Source organism: Pectobacterium actinidiae (assembly GCF_000803315.1).
GTDB lineage: Bacteria > Pseudomonadota > Gammaproteobacteria > Enterobacterales > Enterobacteriaceae > Pectobacterium > Pectobacterium actinidiae.
Genome location: NZ_JRMH01000001.1, coordinates 99866 through 119448 on the forward strand (window position 1 = coordinate 99866; position 19583 = coordinate 119448).

A 19583-nucleotide genomic window follows, 5' to 3' on the forward strand; every position below is an offset into this window, starting at 1 on the left:
ATGAAACGTTATACACCGGATTTCCCGGCCATGATGAGGCTATGTGAAACCAACTTCATGCAATTGCGGCGTTTGCTGCCAAAAATTGATGAAGTCGGTGAAATCGCGGTTTATTACGTCAATAATGCGGTCTATCAACTGACAATTCTTGAGTCGACTCGCTATACCTCATTGGTCGAAATTAAGCAGACGGCACCCACTGTCAGCTATTGGAGTCTGCCAATGATGAGCGTTAGGCTGTATCATGATGCGTTGGTTGCGGAAGTGTGTGCCAGCCAGCAGATCTTTCGCTTCAAAGCACGTTATGATTATCCTAATAAGAAGTTACATCAACGTGACGAAAAGCATCAAATTAATCAGTTTCTTGCTGATTGGCTAAAATATTGTTTGGCGTATGGTTCGATGTCGATACCGGTTTTTGATACCCAATAGATTTCAACACGCAGGAAAGTGGCTGGCGAGCCACCAAGGGAAACCAACGTATACCCTAAATAATTTGAGCAGCCAACGCATATGCGGCTTGAAGTATGACGGGGATATTCTGCAATTTGAAAGATGACGGGTTGAGACAGTTTTACGTAACCAAGGACACCATTTGGAAAGCCTGTTGACACTGCCTGTGGCGAGTGGCGCCAGAGTCAGGATTTTACAAATAACAGATACCCATCTTTTTGCGGGCGAGCATGAAACCTTGCTGGGTATCAACACCTATCGTAGCTATCACGCTGTGCTGAATGCCATCAAAGCTCGGCAGGATGCGTTTGATTTGATTGTCGCGACGGGCGATTTGGCGCAGGATCACACGCTGCAAGCCTATCACCATTTCTCACGCGGGATTGCGCAGATCCCTGCACCTTGCGTATGGCTTCCGGGTAATCACGATTTCCAACCGGCGATGGTCGATGCGTTGGCTGAGGCCGGTATTGCGCCGTCCAAGCATGTGCTGCTGGGCGACAAGTGGCAAATCATCCTGTTGGACAGCCAGGTGTTCGGTGTCCCGCACGGTGAGCTGAGTGAATACCAGCTTGAATGGTTAGAGCGCAGCCTGAAAAGCCAGCCCGATCGCTTTACGTTACTGTTGCTGCACCATCATCCGTATCCTTCCGGTTGTACCTGGCTCGATCAGCATAGCCTGCGTAATGCGCATAATCTATCGGCGGTACTGGATCGTTATCCACAGGTGAACACCGTGCTGTGTGGGCATATTCATCAGGAAATGGATTTTGACTGGCATGGTCGCCGTTTGCTGGCCACGCCGTCGACCTGCGTGCAGTTCAAACCGCACTGTACTAACTTCACGATTGATGACGTGGCGCCGGGCTGGCGCTATCTGGATCTGCTGCCGGATGGGCGTCTGGAAACCGAGGTCTATCGTCTGTCGGGTAGCGAATTCCTGCCTGACATGGATTCGGACGGTTACTAATGCCTACGCTTCTTTATCTGCACGGCTTCAACAGTACGCCACAGTCGGCGAAAGCGATGGCTCTGAAAACGTGGCTGGCAGAGCAGCATCCTGAAATTGACATGGTGGTTCCCCAGCTTCCACCGTATCCGGCGGAAGCGGCTGAGATGATGGAGTCGCTGATTATGGAGCGAGCCGGTCGTCCGGTGGGCATTGTTGGCTCTTCCCTTGGTGGTTATTATGCCACCTGGCTATCCCAGTGTTTTATGCTGCCCGCCGTGGTGGTGAATCCTGCGGTGAAGCCGTTTGAACTGTTGCTGGACCATCTGGGCGAATATCAGAACCCCTACACCGGTGAACAATATGTGCTAGAGTCTCGGCACGTATACGATCTGAAGGTCATGCAGGTTGACCGACTGGAATCGCCGGATTTGCTCTGGCTGCTGTTGCAGACGGGGGATGAGGTTCTGGACTATCGTCAGGCAGTCGCGTATTACACGGCCTGCCGTCAAACTGTGGAGTCAGGGGGCAATCATGCCTTTGTTGGATTTGAGCACTTTTTCACACCGATTGTGAATTTTTTAGGGCTCACGACAGACTGAATCGCCGCATATGCATTGAAAAACGAAGCGCCGAAAGCGGTTCGTTAAACCCCATTCACTGAACTCAAAGAATTAACGCAAACTATGGCTCAATCAAGTTATAACGCTGATGCGATTGAAGTACTCAGCGGACTGGAACCGGTGCGCCGTCGTCCGGGAATGTACACCGATACCACGCGTCCTAACCATCTGGGGCAAGAGGTCATAGACAACAGCGTTGATGAAGCGCTGGCGGGTCATGCGCGCCGTATTGATGTGATTCTGCACGCCGATCAATCGCTGGAAGTGATTGATGATGGCCGTGGTATGCCGGTGGATATTCACCCGGAAGAGGGTGTACCCGCCGTTGAGCTGATCTTGTGTCGTCTGCACGCAGGCGGCAAATTTTCCGGTAAAAATTACCAGTTTTCGGGCGGCTTACACGGCGTAGGGATTTCCGTGGTGAACGCCCTGTCTACCCGTGTCGAAGTTACCGTTAAGCGCGATGGTCAGGTGTATGACATTGCTTTCGAAAACGGCGATAAAGTGCAGGAACTTACGGTAACTGGCACCTGTGGACGTCGTAATACCGGGACGCGCGTGCATTTCTGGCCGGATGAGAAATTCTTCGATAGTGCTCGCTTTTCTGTCTCTCGTTTGACGCATCTGCTGAAGGCTAAAGCGGTCTTATGCCCCGGTGTGGAAATCATCTTCAAAGATAAAGTTAACAATACCGAGCAGCGCTGGTGCTATCAGGATGGCCTGAATGACTACCTGTGCGAGGCGGTAAACGGCCTGATCACGCTGCCGGAAAAACCGTTTCTGGGGTCGATTACTGGCGATACGGAAGCCGTAGACTGGGCGTTGCTCTGGCTACCGGAAGGCGGTGAGCTGTTGACGGAAAGCTACGTTAACCTTATCCCGACGCCAATGGGCGGGACGCACGTTAACGGTCTGCGTCAGGGGCTGCTGGATGCGATGCGTGAGTTCTGCGAATTCCGCAATATTCTGCCGCGCGGCGTGAAGCTGAGCGCAGATGACATCTGGGAACGCTGCGCTTACGTGCTGTCGGTAAAAATGCAGGAACCGCAGTTTGCGGGGCAGACCAAAGAGCGTCTCTCTTCTCGTCAGTGTGCCGCGTTTGTGTCTGGCGTCGTGAAAGACGCGTTCAGCCTGTGGCTGAACCAGAACGTGCAGGCTGCGGAGCAACTGGCTGAGCTGGCGATTTCCAGCGCTCAGCGCCGTATGCGCGCAGCCAAAAAAGTGGTGCGTAAAAAGCTGACCAGCGGGCCAGCGTTGCCAGGCAAACTGGCCGATTGTACTTCGCAGGATCTCAACCGGACGGAGCTGTTCCTGGTGGAAGGGGATTCGGCGGGCGGATCGGCGAAACAGGCGCGCGAACGTGAATTCCAGGCGATCATGCCGCTGAAAGGTAAGATCCTGAATACCTGGGAAGTCTCCTCCGATGAAGTTCTGGCTTCGCAGGAAGTGCATGATATTTCCGTGGCGATCGGTATCGATCCTGACAGTGCCGATCTTAGCCAACTGCGTTACGGCAAGATCTGTATTCTGGCGGATGCGGACTCCGATGGTTTGCATATTGCGACGCTGCTGTGCGCGCTGTTTGTCCGCCATTTCCGTGCACTGGTGCAGGGCGGGCACGTTTATGTCGCCATGCCGCCGCTATACCGCATCGATCTAGGCAAAGAAGTTTATTACGCGCTGGATGAAGAGGAAAAAGCGGGCGTGCTGGAGCAGCTCAAGCGTAAGAAAGGCAAGCCTAACGTGCAGCGTTTTAAAGGTCTGGGTGAAATGAACCCACTACAGCTGCGCGAAACCACGCTGGATCCGAATACTCGCCGTCTGGTGCAGTTGACCATCAACGAAGAGGATATGGATCAGACGATGGCGATGATGGACATGCTGTTGGCGAAGAAACGCTCGGAAGATCGCCGCAACTGGCTGCAAGAGAAGGGCGACAAGGCGGAAATCGAGGTCTAACGCTTGGGTTTATGCAGATAAAACGGCCACGAAGTTATCTTCGTGGCCGTTTTTTATTGCCTTGTGGCGAACAATATCACGCAGTGTTCATCCTTATACCTGTGCCGTGTGGCGATAGCGTGCGCTGGTTTTCACGCCCCACAGGCCAGAGAACAAGCTGATGATGGCACCAATTAACAATGCAAAGAAGGACCACAGCGCGGCTTTCGCACCCGCGGCAGCGGCTTCGGCGGCTTGTTCACGTGCTTTCTGTTTCAACACTTCATACTGTTGTTTGGCCTGCTCGATACTGGCTTCTACATCCTGCAAACGGGTATTCACTAACTCAGCGGTTTTGTTTTTCGCGGCAATCAGATTATCGACCGTTTTATTCACCTCTTCTTGTGACAGGCTGGTGTTATCTGCCAGTGTTTTGGTCAAACTGTCACGATCGACATCCTGAGTTAGTGCTTCGCCACGTTTTTTCAGTTTAGCAAGTAAGTCCTGAATCACTTTTTCACTGTCTTCACCGTTAACGGCGATGGCCTTGACTGCGGCGCTAATGTCTTTTTTCGCGGCCTCCAACTGACGTTTCACATAGTCCGGGTGCAGGGAGTCTATATCGCTTTTTCGCAGAGCGTCGGAGACTTCCTGAGTGATTTCTTCCGGCTGTAATGACGAGTCTAGCTCAATGCTATCGAATGCCTGCGAGCCAAGATTGCCTAACCCCTGAAGTCCGCCCCCCACGGCAGAGCCTGCGCCGGATAGGGCGCTGCCAGTCGCGGAAGCCACGGAGCCTAATGCATTCCCTGTTGCTTTCAGCGTTCCGCCAATCAGCATTCCGCCTAGAACGGCGGCAACGAGTAACGTGGTCGCCCACACCAGAAAACCGTGAATGATGCCATCAATCGCGGCTAGCCTCCCCGCAATGAAGGCGCCAGCAGCCAGACTGATGATAATGGATAACGATGACCACACCAGAACGGTGGTGCCAACGCCGCTGACGGGTTCATCCGATAAGGGATCGACAATGGCCAGGCCAAGACTGGTACCCAATGTGGAAAGCAGTAAAGAAACGGCTAATACGGTGACAACGCCAGCGATGATACTGCCCCATGAAATCTTCTTTGATTCGTAAAGTTCAGCTGTTGCGCTCATAAAATCCCCTTTTTTGTCTACTATTTCATGTCGTTAGTGAATGACACTGGAAAGCCTTTTGATTAAAATAATTAAAGTATAGACAGGGTTAAAAAGAAGGGGAGCTTGATTTTCAGAATTAGGTTAATAAAATTAATTAGCATTATTAATATGTTGTTTTTATCGTGAAGCGCCAGATTGGTTTCGTGAACATACCAACCTGACGCATTGGGTATCAATATAAAGCGGCTTTTCCTGTTGAACCGAAGAGCGCCATTTTGTAGCGAATGACTTCTTTTGCCGCGTTGATCGGTTCTGGGTAGATAGCATTCGGATCCCACCAGGTTTCACGACTGAGAATTTCCCGCGCTTTCTGGAAATAGGCGAACTTCATATCGCTGGAGATATTGATTTTGCCTACGCCCAGCGTCACCGCTTCGGCAATTTCAGCGTCCGGGTTTGCTGAACCACCGTGCAGGACGAGCGGGATAGAAACCCGCTGCGAGATATCCCGCAGGATATGCATTTGCAGCTCTGGCTTCAGGTCTTTCGGATAGATGCCGTGCGCGGTGCCAATGGCGACGGCTAGCGTATCAACGCCCGTCCGGTTGACGAAATCCTCCGCCTGTTCAGGATCGGTGTAGATCACTTTGCTGACGCCGCCTTCTATCGTGGTGCCGGTATCACCAATCGTGCCTAATTCCCCCTCGACGGAAACGCCTACGGCATGCGCCAGTTTTACCACTTCGGTGGTGAGCGCCACGTTTTCCTCATAAGGCAATAGCGATCCATCGATCATCACAGAGGTAAACCCGCACTGAATAGCGCGCAGAACGTGTGCGATCGACGCGCCATGATCGAGGTGGATGACAAACGGCACCGGACTGCGCAGTGTCCTTTCTCGCACATAGGCGAAGAACTCATCGGTCACGAACTCCAGCTCGCTCGGGTGGATAGAGATAATCGCTGGGGTATTCGTTGCTTCGGCTTCTTCCACCACGGCGCGGATAAAGCAGCTGTCGGCCACATTAAATGCCCCGATAGCGAAGCGGTGTTCACGTGTAGGTTTAAGTATATCGGTCATTGAAATCAACATGTTATGTCTCTCCTGTGTCGGATAAAGGGCAAAGCGTTCCTGTACCAGTGGCTGACCACTGATGGTGAAAGTCGGTAAATGGCGAACGGTCAGGCTTTGTTGGCTGAACCTGACCAACTGAGATAATCGGCAACCACATCGCGGCAGGCGGACTCCATCGTCGCCAGCAGGTCGGACAGCTCTGTTGTTGGATGTTGATGCAGCGCCTGCTGCAACGCGGTTTTTCCTGCTTCAAAGACGGCCGCGCCGACGTTGATTTTGGCGACGCCGTGACGGCTGACGCGACGAATGTCGTCGGCTTTGGTACCGCTACCGCCGTGGAGCGCCAGTGGCACGGTCGATTCGCGATGCAATGCTTCCAGGCGTTCAAAATCAATCTGTGGCGTTACTCCAGCAGGATAAAGGCCGTGGGCGGTGCCGACCGACACGGCAAGCAGGTCGATGCCGGTTTGGCGGATAAAGGGCATGACGTCTTCCACCTGTGTCATTTTCACCGCCGCATCCTCAATGTCGTAGACGGGCGCATCGGCGATATGCCCAAGCTCGCCTTCTACGCAGACGCCTGCGGTCGCAGCGATGGTTACTACCTGTTGCGTGCGCTGGATGTTTTCCGTCAGTGGGTGACTGGAGGCATCGATCATCAACCCAGTAAAACCAGCACGGAACGCCTGCCCAATCAGGCTAAATGCCGTACCGTGATCCAGACTGAGCGCCACTGGAACGGTTGCCTGTTCGGCCAGCGCTTTTACCAGCGGCACCGCGAGATGCGGTGGAAAGTGTGTGGAGTGACCCTGATACACATTCAGAATCAGCGGCGCACGCTGTTGCTCGGCGGCGGCAATGGCCGCACGGGCAGTCTCCAGATTGAAACAGTTGATGGCGAGCACGGCATACTGCTGTTGATACGCGTCATCAATGAGGTTTTTCATGGCGGCATACATGGCAGCTCCTGTTATTCGAGAGTGAATTTAATGTCTTCGTCACGCACGCTGCTGTCGTCAACGTCGTCGAACTCTTCATCTGCCTGCGTGACGCGTTTCTTAATCAGCGACAGCATCACACCGCAGATGACGGTGCCGATACCGAGCGCCAGACAGAACATCAGCGGCTTGGTAAACAGCGGAACCACAAACATACCGCCGTGTGGTACGGGGGCTTCCACACCCCAGACCATGATGAGCCCACCTGCAATGGCGGAGGCGACGACACAGCTGGCAACGACTCTGAACAAATCGCGTGCGGCGATGGGGATGACACCTTCGGTAATCATGCAGATCCCCATCGGGAAGGCGGCTTTCAGCGCCTCTTTTTCTGCGCGAGTGTACTTGTAGCGCGTCAGTAGGAAGGAAAGCGTGATGCCGAAGGGCGGAATCATTGAACCGACAAATTTGACGGCTTCCGGCCCGTAAATGCCATCGACCAGCATGCCGTCCGCGAAGAGCGACATCGTTTTGTTCACTGGTCCGCCGAAATCGAAGGTTGCCATCGCCCCCAAAATCGCGCCCATCAGGAATTTCGAACCGCCCTGCATGGATTCCAGCAGATGAATCAGCGCTTTTTGCAGCCAGACGATAGGCTGGCCGATAAACGTCATCATCAGCAGCCCGGCGATAATGGTGCTGAGCAGCGGCAGGATCATGACCGGCATCAGCCCCTGCATCGAGGTGGGCAGTTTGATGTAGCGACGCAGCAGTAGCACGGTGTAGCCGACTAAAAAGCCGCCGAGAATACCGCCGATAAAGCCGGTTTGAATCTGGCCGCAGATAAAGCCCACAATCAAACCGGGAGCGAAGCCAGGTCGGTCAGCAATGGAATAGGCGATGGCGGCGCTGATGAGCGGAACAATCAGCCCCATTCCCCAGCCGCCGATCTGATTAAGCATCCACGCGATGCTGCCAGTTTGCTTACCCACATCCGGGCCACCGATGACCTGACCGAGTGCAATGCAGATCCCGGCGGCGACAATCAGCGGGATCATCCAGGAAATACCGGTAAGGAGATGCCGTTTTATTTCCTGTCCAACAGTTATTTTTCTGGTGTTCATAATGATTACCCCGAAATGGATATATTCAGGCACCCGCTAAAGAACTAGCGACTTTTTCCAGAAACTTGATGGGAGATTTAATAACGACCTCCGTTTTTACCCGAACAATAGGCTTACCTTTAAACCGTTCTTCGCCTGTTATTTTGATATCGATAGCCAGAATAACGACATCAGCCGCGGCAATTTCATCGGGCGTTAATTCATTCTCTGTACCAATGGTGCCTTGGGTTTCGACTTTAATGGCGTAATTCAGCGCATTGGCGCCTTTAATGAGTTTCTCGCGTGCGATATAGGTATGCGCGATACCTGCCGTGCAGGCGGCAACACAAACAATATTCATTTTGAGCCTCGTCTTATGTCGGAGTGACAGGTGCTGTTTCTGCATACTGACTAAACAGCCGAATAATTTTATGGGGATCGGATTCGTCCAACAGTTGAGTAATCACCTCATCATCGGCCAGCGCGCTGGCAACCTGAGACAGCAGGCGAATGTGTGTCGTGTTCTGATCTTCCAGACGCACGGCAAAGAGAATAATGCAGCGAACCTGGCTGCCGTCGAGGGTTTCCCAGGGAATATCCTGACGGGTGCGGCCAATCGCGAGCGTAGTCTGTTTTACGGCGGAGGATTTCCCATGGGGGATCGCAATGTGGTTTTCAAAACCGGTCGAACCTTCGGCCTCGCGTAACCAGACATCGTGAATAAAATCCTGCTTATTGGTAATGGCGCCGTCGGCATACAGCAGTTCGGTTAATTCATTAATGACTTCATCTTTATTGGTTGCGGACATGTTTAACTTTACGCGATTGGCATTCAGTATTTTATTGATATCCATTGAACACACCTCATCTATAAATTTGAAAAATTAACGTTCGGCCGATAATCAGTGGGGTACGGCCTGATGCAGTTGATTAGCGATAACTTTTTCGGTAACGCGCTTAATGTCATCATCATTAAAAAAGGCGGAAACATAGACGACAGGAATGTGTTGTTCTTCCAGATGAATTGTGGAAATAATCAGCTCAATATCTTCCTGTTGGCAAAACATCTGCATATTACTGGCAGAAATAACGCCAACAATAATCCAGTCAGGAAATGCGCGCAGAATACGGTTTTTTAGCAGGTGCGAAGTTCCCACGCCGCTGGAACACACGACCAGAATACGTTTATGCGCAATTTGGCGTTCCAGTGCAGCTTGGAAATGAATGGTCAGATAGCCAACTTCATCCTCAGCGACGGGTTTTAATTGAAATTGCTGACAGACTTCATTCATAGCTTGCTGAGTCATTTCATAAATATCGATAAATTCGCTTTTGATATCGTCTAATAACGGATTGCGAATGTGTATTTGATACTTTAGTCGGTTAAGCAACGGCTTGATATGAATAAGTAGTCCCTCTTGTAATAACTTATCTGTGCGCAGGTCAATATGGATTAAATCAGAAAATATTTGCGTCAATGTCCGCGTGATTTTACGTGATTCACCGTTAGAGAATGGGTAGCGAAGCAATTGGTTATCCGCACGTTCCTCCATCACAATGCCGGAGGAAATAATATATTGGTAAATAAACCAGACTTCATCAGAGGGTAGCGTACTCTCGACGCGTTGCTCTATTTGGGTAACCATATTTTTAGCGATAGAGAATATGCGATTATCCACCTGCTGATGAACCGATTCTTCCGCCATGATTAGCGCTTTTCCCTGCGCAATACGGTGCATCATAATTAAGGTATGCGTGAAAATATTGATGTAATAAGGCTCACCGAGCGGATAAGAAAGCTGCTGCTCCATGTCCTGTAACAGTGATTCGACGAAGGAGACGTCTTTTTCGCCGAAATAGTTAATCAGCGCCTTATAGCTGCCGGGGTCGAGACGAGAGTGGTTAAGCGGGCCAGGTTCTTTATGGTGCATGACATCATTGATGAGTGATGCCATTGCCTGCCGCACCTGATTCTCACTGCCTTCAATATGTGTGCCGCTCTGGCTGCGCACCAGCGACAGCCCAAGGGGATGTAGCCAGCTTTCGATGATTTTCAGATCGTTAACGATAGAGGCGCTGCTGATAAAATAGCGCTCAGACAGCTTGCTGATGGATGTTTCATGAGGCGTATCGCTTAACAACTGTGAGGCGATTTTGACACGGCGAGCATTATTGATCAGAGCATCGGTATCTCCGTCATCCACGACAATTTGCTGTTCCAGCAGCGTGAGGTGCCGTTCGTCATCCGTGGTTAACATGATTCCCGCACCGACCTTTTTGTCTGGATAAATATTCCAGACAGAAAGGAAGGCTTCAACAAATTGCATATCGCGATAGACGGTTTTCTCAGACACATCCAGGTAATGTGCAATATCTTTAACCGTTACATATCCCTGGTGTTGTAACAGATATTTCAATAAACGGTTCTGACGGGAGGTGAGTGGCTGCATCATATTACCCTCATGAGTTTTTAGATTTTCTGATGCTTATCGAATTGATAATTTTTTCTAAATAATTTCCTGTTTTATTTTCACTGTTGATTTATTTTAAAATGATTCTGTAGTGTTTAATTTAGTCGTGATAGTGAATAGCGACAATACTAAATGCTGTCCGCTGAATAGGACAAAATTAAAACATAGCGCTGAATGAATATTAATTGAGATCGCGATCACGTTATAACGTGAGTTCAGTCAGACATGCTTATCGGCATATCATTATTTAATGCTGTGAAAATAACGATGTTGGTGTAATTAAACGTAATGCGGTGGGATAAACGTGTGGAGGAAAATAAAAAGGCAAGAAAACCGTGGTGTGTGTTCTTGCCTGATTGCGGTGGCGATGTCTGAATTGCACATCGCCTTTAACTGCTTCGCCTTAACGACATCATCGCGAGTGATGCGGATTAGAAGTCCACATTCACACCCAGTTGGAAGGAGCGGCCAGGCTGCACGGAGAGTGCGCGGTCATACTGCCCCTGCCGATCGTTGGTTTCAATCTGGCGGCTGCTGAGGTAATCCCAATATTTACGGTCAGTCAGGTTATATACGCCACCGTTGACTTTCACGTTCTTGCTGATGCGATAGTAAGCCGTCAGGTCAACCATGCCATAGCCGGGGATCCGCATGTACTCTGTGTTAGACGCGGCAATCGCATTACCCGCATTGGTATAGCTTTCACGGCTGGTATCCTTCGCCTGTTTCCCTTTTTGGAAGGTGGAGGTCAGGGCGGCACCGTAGCGTTGGGAAGGATCGTCATAGGCGATACCTACCACGGCTTTCATCGGGGCAACGCTGTCGAGGTCGACATAGCGGTCACCAAGGTAACGAGATTGCGATTGGCCTTTGGTGTAGCCAAACGCCAGCGTGGTGCTGAGTCCATCAACGGCCGGGAACCAGGTGCCTAGCTGTATTTTGCTGCTGACTTCACCGCCGTAGATATACGCTTTATCGCGGTTTTCCGCCTGATATATCGTACTGATGTTACTTGGAACATTGGTAAATTTATCCGGGTTAGCGCTACGACGGTAGCGAGTGTTGGCGATAAAATTCTTATACGTGTTGTAGAACAGCGCGGTGCGGAACGTGATTCCCTCCGTCGCTTCACCTTTTAAGCCCCACTCTACGTTGTTGCTGGTTTCCGTTTTGAGGTCGCTATTGCCGATAAAGGCATACTGGAACGGTCCGGCATAGTTGGCGTCGAGGTTGGTGCTGCCATAAAGCTGGCTGGCATCCGGGAACTGCGCGCCGCGACGGTACTGCACATAGGTTGTCAGCGTCGGAGTGATGTCATAGAGGAAGCTCAGAGAAGGCAGGACTTGCGTATCACTGTTGGCTTTGCCGTACAGTTTGTTGACATCAGATTCACTGATGACACTGCCGTCACCGCTCAGGCGAACCGTATTGGTCGGTTTGGTGCGCTGATGAATAGCACGCACGGCAGGAACAACCGAGAAAGCGTGCCCCGCCAGATCCCACGTCATCGTATCCTGTACGAAGCCCCCCACGGTATAGCTATCGCTATCGGCTTCAGGCTGCATGATGTTATTGGCGCCGGTCTGGTTAGGCGATTGCCTGAACGGGCGTTCTGTTTTGCTTTGGCTGGCGTTTAGACCCCAACTGAATTCGTGGCGATCCCAGTTTTTCACCATATGCGTATCAAAGCCGTAGGTGGTGACGTTGTAGTCAGAATAGACCCGATGGCTATCTGCCGCCGCCATCCCGGTGGTTGCTGGTAGCCAGGTGTTGTCGTGTGATTCGCTGTTTTGGAAGTAAATGCGGCTATCAACCAGATCGACCAGCGTGTTGTTGACGGGCGTCCAGCGATCTTTCAGGCTGGCGGTCCAGCGGCGTGTCTCGCTGCTCTGTTGCGCCGTGCCGTAAATGGTGTTGTTGTCGTTTGGCAGACTACCCCAGTAGTCATAATGGGTATGATTGGTTTTATGGTAATAATCCAGCGTACCGGTGAGCTGATGCTCGTCATTGGCCTGCCAAATACCGGATGCCAAAATGGCGTTAGAGTGCCAGTTGGCGGGGTAAGCGGCTACCTCGTCGCTGTTATTACGCGTTTGCTGGCCGTCACGGCGGCTGAGTACGACAACGCCGCGTAGCTCGGCATCACCGCCTGCGGCGGTGATGCCGTTATGCCAACCATGGTTGGCGGAATCGTAGTCACTCTGGAAACCGAAGTAATCCTGCTTGCCCGCTTTCAGATAATCATCAGCAGATTTTGGTCGAAAGGAGACGCTGCCTCCGAGTGCGTTGATCGTATTCTCGGCGGAGGTGACGCCTGACTCAATATCGACGCTGCTGTACACGTAAGGATCGATATAGTCGCGCCCCATACCGAACGTATTGAATCCGGCACGGCTGGCGTAGCTACGGCCTGTGGCATTGGGCAGGGCGATACCATCGGTATCGATCGCCACACGGTTGCTTTCAATGCCGCGAATGTTGTAGCCCGTGTAACCGCCGCGGTCGAAGCCGCTTTTCCCTGTATTACTGCCACCGCTGGAACCCGTTGCGCTCACCAGAGGTTGATAACGCATGATGGTGCCAAAATTATTGCCGCCTTCTTTTTGCATATCTGCGGCAGTTAGCGTCGTACTCGAACCCGCTTTTTTCTCGATTTTGGGTGCATTAACGATCATCACATCGTCGGTCTGTCCCGTTTTTGCCGCCGACGTGTCTGGATTCTTCTCGCTGAGTGTGTTGTTGCTCGTGGTGCTATCCGCTGCCATGCTGTTCAGTGCGACGCCAGTCAAGATGCCGGTGAGAAGAATTTTATTTAAATTCTTGTTAATTAACATAATGATACTCTGCTATAAGGTTGTTCTGGCCAGCGGCGTTGGGGGAAATATGGCGTGCTGGTAGCTAACGTCTGCAAAGGAAATGCAAAACGACGTATAACATTAATTATCATGTGGAAATGATAATTATTATCAACATGCTAAGCATTATCATTTGTTGTTGCAATGAAGATGAATAATTCTTAATGAAACGGTATGTTCTCTATTAATGATGAAGTGACCGCGTATACGTTATGTATCAATGAGGTGTAATGAAACTGCCGACTTATGAAACCGATCACTACGAGCTGGACGATGGCGAAGCGCTTAACCGCGAGCACCCAGATTCATTCTGGATCCCGGACAAAGCAGTACGTGAGTCATTGGTGCCTGGCGATTTTGTTAAATTGATCTTCCGTATGGAAGAGACCGCTGGCGCTGATGATCTATCGGTGGAAAGAATGTGGGTCAACGTGACGAAAAAGCACGAGACGCTTTACGAAGGTGTTTTAGATAATGACCCGAAGGGAAGTGATTGCGTGCAGTGCGGCCAGAGTGTGACGTTTCATGCTCGTCACGTGATTGGCATTTATGGAAAGGGTGAATAGCCGTATCGCTAGCCGTGCGCTGTTTTGATGGTTGATACAATACGCGTATCCGCCAGCGACGGCGAAATACACGCTGACGTCTTCCTTCACTGCCACCGCGAGATGACTCACGATGCCGATTGAAATACCCGAATCTGTTCTTCCACTGTTTCAGGCGGCAGGCTTGCCACGTGCCGGCGAGCAACCAATCCCGCCGTTTGTGCCGGAGAACCATCCGGCTGCTGCCATCCTGCATGCGTTCGGCGGGCTAACGGTTGGGCTGAGCGGTGCAGGAAAAGAGTGCGCCAGCGGTGACATTATTTTTGGCGGCAGTGAGGATTTGCAGGAAGATGACACGCTGCTCGAGTGGCAAGGTATTCTGAATACGACGCTGATTCTGATCGGCGAGACCCATCATTCACACGCGGCTTTGCTGATGGACTGCGAGGGCGCTTGTTACGGGATGAGTTTTATCCATGAGGCATTCTGGTTTGAAGGTGCATCTTTTGGTGCCGCCGTTGAGCGTATTCTGCTGGGTCTGAAGGGGAAACCCATGCTGCGCCCCGATCAATCGTCAATATCCGTATATGGCGAAACGATTACCGCAGATCATCCGAGCGTTCACCGCTACCGCTAGCCACCTTCTCTGGCAATCGTCGGATTCACATCGGCCATAACGAATGTGGAGCCGCAGCGCGGTTCTCTGTGAGATTGTTCTCTGTGACATCACCTCATCAGATAAGGTACTATTCCCGCCAAACATACCGCCGCTATGGCGTGCCGGAAAGCGTAACCATCGCGCCGCGATGTGAGGGAAGTGAGATAAATGAGTGAGATGACTCATGACGGCGCAGAAAGCCTTGCGCTGCGCACGTTTACCGAAAATGCATACCTAAATTATTCCATGTACGTCATCATGGACAGGGCATTGCCGTTCATTGGCGATGGCCTGAAGCCCGTGCAGCGTCGCATTGTCTATGCGATGTCCGAGCTGGGGCTGAATGCCAGCGCCAAGTTTAAAAAATCTGCCCGTACCGTGGGTGACGTGTTGGGTAAATACCATCCGCACGGCGACAGCGCCTGCTATGAAGCGATGGTACTGATGGCGCAGCCGTTCTCTTACCGCTATCCGCTGGTGGATGGTCAGGGGAACTGGGGCGCGCCGGACGATCCGAAATCCTTCGCCGCCATGCGTTATACCGAATCGCGGCTGTCCAAATACGCTGAAATCCTGCTGTCGGAGTTAGGGCAGGGCACCGTCGATTACACCCCGAATTTTGACGGCACGATGCAAGAGCCGAAGATGCTGCCTGCGCGTCTGCCTAATATTCTCCTGAACGGTACCACCGGGATCGCCGTCGGGATGGCAACGGATATTCCGCCGCACAACGTGCGTGAAGTCGCTGCTGCTGCGGTAATGCTGCTGGAAAATCCAAAGGCCTCGCTGGACGAGTTATTGCAGCATGTTCAAGGGCCGGATTTCCCGACGGAAGCCGAAATCATCACGCCGCGCGATGAAGTGCGCAAACTCTATCAGAATGGGCGCGGTTCAGTGCGGATGCGTGCGGTCTGGAAGAAAGAAGACGGTGATGTCGTGATTACCGCGCTGCCGCATCAGGTTTCCGGTGCCAAAGTGCTGGAGCAGATTGCCAGCCAGATGCGTGCCAAAAAGCTGCCGATGGTGGAAGACTTACGTGATGAATCCGATCACGAGAACCCAACCCGTTTGGTGCTGGTGCCGCGCTCGAACCGTATCGATATGGATCAGGTGATGAACCACCTGTTTGCCACAACCGATCTGGAAAAGAGCTATCGCGTTAACATGAACATGATCGGTCTGGATGGTCGCCCTGGCGTGAAAGGGCTGGTCGAGATCCTGAGCGAATGGCTGGTGTTCCGCCGCGATACCGTGTGCCGCCGTCTGAACTACCGTCTGGAAAAAGTGCTCAAGCGCCTGCATATCCTTGAAGGCTTGCTGATTGCGTTCCTGAATATCGATGAAGTGATTCATATCATCCGCACGGAAGATGAGCCGAAGCCCGTTCTGATGCGCCAGTTCAGCCTGAGTGAAACACAGGCCGAAGCGATCCTGGAGCTGAAATTACGTCATTTGGCCAAGCTGGAAGAGATGAAAATCCGTGGTGAGCAGGACGATCTGGCAAAAGAGCGCGATCAGCTTCAAGCGCTGCTGGCATCCGATCGTAAGCTCAGCAATCTGATTAAGAAAGAAATTCAGTCTGATGCGCAGACCTATGGTGACGATCGTCGCTCTCCGCTGCATGAACGTGGCGAAGCGAAAGCGATGAGCGAGCACGACTTTGTGCCGTCCGAACCGGTTACGATTGTGCTGTCAGAAATGGGCTGGGTACGTAGCGCGAAAGGGCATGACATCGATCCTGCCGGACTGAGCTACAAAGCAGGCGATAGCTTCCGCGCCGCCGCGAAAGGCAAGAGCAATCAGCCTGTGGTGTTCATTGACTCCACCGGCCGCAGCTACGCGCTGGATCCGATCACGCTGCCTTCCGCACGCGGTCAGGGTGAGCCGCTGACGGGCAAACTTACGCCGCCGCCGGGCGCGACGATTGAACAGGTGCTGATGGCTGCGGACGATCAGCTGTTGCTGATGGCGTCTGATGCGGGCTACGGCTTCGTCTGTACCTTCAACGATCTGGTCGCGCGTAACCGCGCGGGTAAAGCGATGATTACGCTGCCGGATAATGCGAAGGCGCTGGCACCGATCGAGATCAAAGGCGACGATAACCTGCTGATGGCGATCACCGCCGCAGGCAGAATGCTGTTGTTCCCGGTTTCCGATCTGCCACAGCTGTCGAAAGGCAAGGGCAATAAGATTGTGTCCATCTCTTCGGCTGATTTTGCGGAAGGAAAAGACCGTCTGACCTGGTTGTATCTGCTACCGCCACAGGCTTCAGTCACGCTCTACTTCGGTAAGCGTAAGCTGGTGCTGCGCCCGAACGAGCTTCAGAAGTATCAGGGCGAGCGCGGGCGGAAAGGTACGTTGCTGCGTGGGCTACAGCGTATCGACCGGATTGAGGTGGATGCACCGCAGCAAATTAGCACCGGCAGCAGCGAAGAATAACGCCTCCGTATTGCCCTATGCATGTTGAGAAAGGCGGTGTCATACCGCCTTTCTTTAGTTTCCGGTTGCCATCCCGTCGTACATTGAATCACCGTGTGTTTTAGCACGAAATCGCTATACTAGCGGCGGCTGTCGGCTCATGAGGTTGCTATGTTATCCATTTTGCGTTTTTTTATTGTCGTTATATTTTCGATTTTGATCTGTATTTTTGGCTTGTTTTACTGCCTGTTCAGCCCTCGAAATCCCCGCCATGTAGCGACCTTCGGCCATCTTTTTGGTCGCTTGTCCGTCGTGTTTGGCCTGAAAGTGGAAATGCGGATACCGGAAGAAGCGGCGCATTACGGCAACTGCATCTATATCGCGAATCATCAGAACAACTACGATATGGTCACGGTATCCAGCGCAGTTCAACCTCGTACCGTTACCGTGGGCAAGAAAAGCCTGCTGTGGATCCCGTTCTTCGGGCCACTTTATTGGCTGACGGGTAACTTGCTGATTGACCGTGAAAACCGCGCTAAAGCGCATGGCACCATTGCTCAGGTCGTGAAGCATATTAAAGAGCGCAATACGTCTATCTGGATGTTCCCCGAAGGGACACGCAGCCGTGGACGTGGTCTGCTACCTTTCAAAACCGGTGCCTTTCATGCTGCGATTAGCGCAGAAGTGCCGATTGTGCCGATTTGCGTTTCTACGACCAGCAACAAGGTGAAATTGAACCGCTGGAATAATGGCCTCGTTATCGTCGAAATGCTGCCGCCTATTGATACCCGCGCATATACCAAAGAGCAGGTTCGCGAACTGGCGACGCATTGCCATGATGTGATGGCTGCCAAGATTGCGGAGCTGGATGCGGAAGTGGCGGCACGCGAAGCAGCAGACAAAAAATAAGTTTCCCCTCGGGTTACGCGACTATTTCTTCCGAATGCCTAATCGGAAGTTAAACTTTGCTTACGGTTAATGGATTTACGGAGTCATTATGTCACTCAGCCGACGTCAGTTTATTCAGGCATCGGGTCTTGCGTTATGTGCGGGTATGACGCCGCTGGCAGCGAAAGCCAGTGGGAGTCCCGCCGCATTGCCGATACCGCCATTACTGGAGTCGCGCCGAGGCCAGCCGCTTTTTCTGACGATGCAGCGTGCCCATTGGGCATTCTCCGGTGACCGCAAGACCTCCATTTGGGGAATCAACGGCCGTTATTTAGGGCCGACGGTGCGAGTGTATGACGGCGACGATGTTAAGCTGATTTACAGTAACCGCCTGAATGAACCTGTCGCGATGACGATCGGCGGGTTGCAGGTGCCGGGGCCGCTGATGGGCGGCGCGGCTCGCATCATCTCTCCGGGAACCGATTGGTCGCCAGTGTTACCCGTTCGTCAGCCTGCGGCGACCTGCTGGTATCATGCGAATACACCGAATCGCATGGCTCCACATATCTATAACGGGCTGGCTGGACTATGGCTGGTAGAAGACCGTGCCAGTAAATCCCTGCCGCTTCCCAATCACTACGGTGTTGATGATTTCCCATTGATTATTCAGGATAAACGACTGGATAACTTTGGTGTCCCTCTCTATAACCCACCTTCTAACGGCGGGTTTGTGGGGGACTCGCTGCTCGTTAACGGTGTGCAAAATCCGTTTGTTGAAGTCTCCCGTGGCTGGGTTCGCCTGAGATTGCTGAATGCGTCGAACTCCCGGCGTTATGTGATGCGGCTGAGCGATGGCCGGGCGATGCATGTGATCGCCAGCGATCAAGGGCTATTACCCGCGCCAATGGCGGTGAACCAGCTTTCTCTTGCGCCCGGCGAACGGCGCGAAATCCTGATCGACATGTCGCAAGGCGAAGAGGTTACGTTGGCGGCAGGCGAGTCGGCCGGGATTATGGATCGTCTGCGCGGATTGTTTGAGCCTTCCAGCATCCTGATTTCGACTCAAATACTCACGCTGAAACCGACGGGTCTGTTGCCATTAGTCACGGACAACTTGCCTATGCGTTTGCTGGCCGACAACATCATTGAAGGCAGCATCAGCCGCACGCGCGAGTTCCGTCTGGGTGACAGTCTGCCCGGTATCAACGGCGCGATGTGGGACATGACGCGCGCCGATGTGCAAACCCAGCTTGGCCGCTGTGAGCGCTGGATAATCCATGCGGACACGCCGCAGGCTTTCCATATTCAGGGCGTCAAATTCCTGGTTCGCAGCGCGAATGGTGGCCCTCCGGTGGTGGAAGACAGCGGCTGGAAAGATACGGTGTGGGTGGATAACGATGTCGAGCTGCTGGTTTATTTCACGCAGCCTTCCTCAATGGCGTTCCCCTTCCTGTATTACAGCCAGACGCTGGAACTGGCCGATCGTGGCTCGACGGGGCAGCTTATCGTACAGTCTGCGATGTAAATCA

At 52.3% G+C, this 19583-nt stretch carries 17 protein-coding genes; 9 read left to right on the forward strand and 8 right to left on the reverse strand.

The features are described from left to right. The 4 genes from KKH3_RS00465 (at position 1) to parE (ending at position 3984) form a co-directional block, all read left to right on the forward strand. Complete coding sequence (locus KKH3_RS00465) at positions 1-432, forward strand: DUF1249 family protein (RefSeq protein WP_039354696.1); 432 nt, start codon at positions 1-3, stop codon at positions 430-432. A 163-nt stretch (positions 433-595) separates the two neighbouring features. Further along, entirely contained in the window at positions 596-1423 is an 828-nt protein-coding gene (cpdA, locus tag KKH3_RS00470; RefSeq protein ID WP_039354698.1) for a 3',5'-cyclic-AMP phosphodiesterase, read from the forward strand. Then, complete coding sequence (yqiA, locus tag KKH3_RS00475) at positions 1423-2004, forward strand: esterase YqiA (protein ID WP_039354701.1); 582 nt, start codon at positions 1423-1425, stop codon at positions 2002-2004. The genes cpdA and yqiA overlap by 1 nt, the downstream gene beginning before the upstream one ends. A gap of 84 nt (positions 2005-2088) precedes the next feature. Further along, positions 2089-3984, forward strand: a complete 1896-nt coding sequence (gene parE / locus KKH3_RS00480; RefSeq protein WP_039354705.1) for a DNA topoisomerase IV subunit B — start codon at positions 2089-2091, stop codon at positions 3982-3984. A gap of 93 nt (positions 3985-4077) precedes the next feature. On the opposite strand, the gene KKH3_RS00485 is transcribed toward parE, so the two are convergent. From KKH3_RS00485 to KKH3_RS00520, 8 genes are all read right to left on the reverse strand, one after another. Continuing rightward, positions 4078-5121 (reverse strand): hypothetical protein, encoded by a 1044-nt coding sequence (locus KKH3_RS00485; RefSeq protein ID WP_039354707.1) that lies wholly within the window; start codon positions 5119-5121, stop codon positions 4078-4080. Between the two features lie 214 nt (positions 5122-5335). Beyond that, a complete protein-coding gene (locus tag KKH3_RS00490) occupies positions 5336-6196 on the reverse strand; it encodes a ketose-bisphosphate aldolase (protein WP_039354710.1) in 861 nt (286 codons plus the stop codon). An 89-nt stretch (positions 6197-6285) separates the two neighbouring features. After that, complete coding sequence (locus KKH3_RS00495) at positions 6286-7137, reverse strand: class II fructose-bisphosphate aldolase (RefSeq protein WP_039354713.1); 852 nt, start codon at positions 7135-7137, stop codon at positions 6286-6288. 11 nt (positions 7138-7148) lie between these two features. Continuing rightward, positions 7149-8240, reverse strand: coding sequence for a PTS fructose transporter subunit IIC (locus KKH3_RS00500; protein WP_010280227.1), 1092 nt, complete (start codon positions 8238-8240; stop codon positions 7149-7151). Between the two features lie 25 nt (positions 8241-8265). Continuing rightward, positions 8266-8580 (reverse strand): PTS fructose transporter subunit IIB, encoded by a 315-nt coding sequence (locus KKH3_RS00505; protein WP_010297459.1) that lies wholly within the window; start codon positions 8578-8580, stop codon positions 8266-8268. Positions 8581-8593: 13 nt separating this feature from the next. Then, positions 8594-9073: a PTS sugar transporter subunit IIA gene (locus KKH3_RS00510; RefSeq protein WP_039354716.1), complete on the reverse strand. Its 480-nt coding sequence runs from the start codon at positions 9071-9073 to the stop codon at positions 8594-8596. A 48-nt stretch (positions 9074-9121) separates the two neighbouring features. Beyond that, the gene (locus tag KKH3_RS00515; protein WP_080756511.1) at positions 9122-10672 is read right to left on the reverse strand and encodes a BglG family transcription antiterminator; all 1551 of its coding nucleotides are present in this window, start codon (positions 10670-10672) and stop codon (positions 9122-9124) included. A gap of 449 nt (positions 10673-11121) precedes the next feature. Further along, positions 11122-13524 (reverse strand): TonB-dependent receptor domain-containing protein, encoded by a 2403-nt coding sequence (locus KKH3_RS00520; protein WP_039354718.1) that lies wholly within the window; start codon positions 13522-13524, stop codon positions 11122-11124. 251 nt (positions 13525-13775) lie between these two features. On the opposite strand from KKH3_RS00520, the gene KKH3_RS00525 reads away from it, so the two are divergent. The 5 genes from KKH3_RS00525 (at position 13776) to ftsP (ending at position 19579) form a co-directional block, all read left to right on the forward strand. Next, positions 13776-14111, forward strand: coding sequence for a DUF2314 domain-containing protein (locus tag KKH3_RS00525; RefSeq protein ID WP_039354720.1), 336 nt, complete (start codon positions 13776-13778; stop codon positions 14109-14111). Between the two features lie 112 nt (positions 14112-14223). Then, the gene (locus KKH3_RS00530; protein ID WP_039354722.1) at positions 14224-14727 is read left to right on the forward strand and encodes an SUKH-3 domain-containing protein; all 504 of its coding nucleotides are present in this window, start codon (positions 14224-14226) and stop codon (positions 14725-14727) included. 189 nt (positions 14728-14916) lie between these two features. Next, the gene (gene parC / locus KKH3_RS00535) at positions 14917-17187 is read left to right on the forward strand and encodes a DNA topoisomerase IV subunit A (RefSeq protein WP_039354724.1); all 2271 of its coding nucleotides are present in this window, start codon (positions 14917-14919) and stop codon (positions 17185-17187) included. A gap of 150 nt (positions 17188-17337) precedes the next feature. Beyond that, positions 17338-18075: a 1-acylglycerol-3-phosphate O-acyltransferase gene (locus KKH3_RS00540; RefSeq protein ID WP_039354726.1), complete on the forward strand. Its 738-nt coding sequence runs from the start codon at positions 17338-17340 to the stop codon at positions 18073-18075. 88 nt (positions 18076-18163) lie between these two features. Beyond that, complete coding sequence (gene ftsP / locus KKH3_RS00545; protein WP_039354728.1) at positions 18164-19579, forward strand: cell division protein FtsP; 1416 nt, start codon at positions 18164-18166, stop codon at positions 19577-19579. Positions 19580-19583 lie beyond the last annotated feature (4 nt).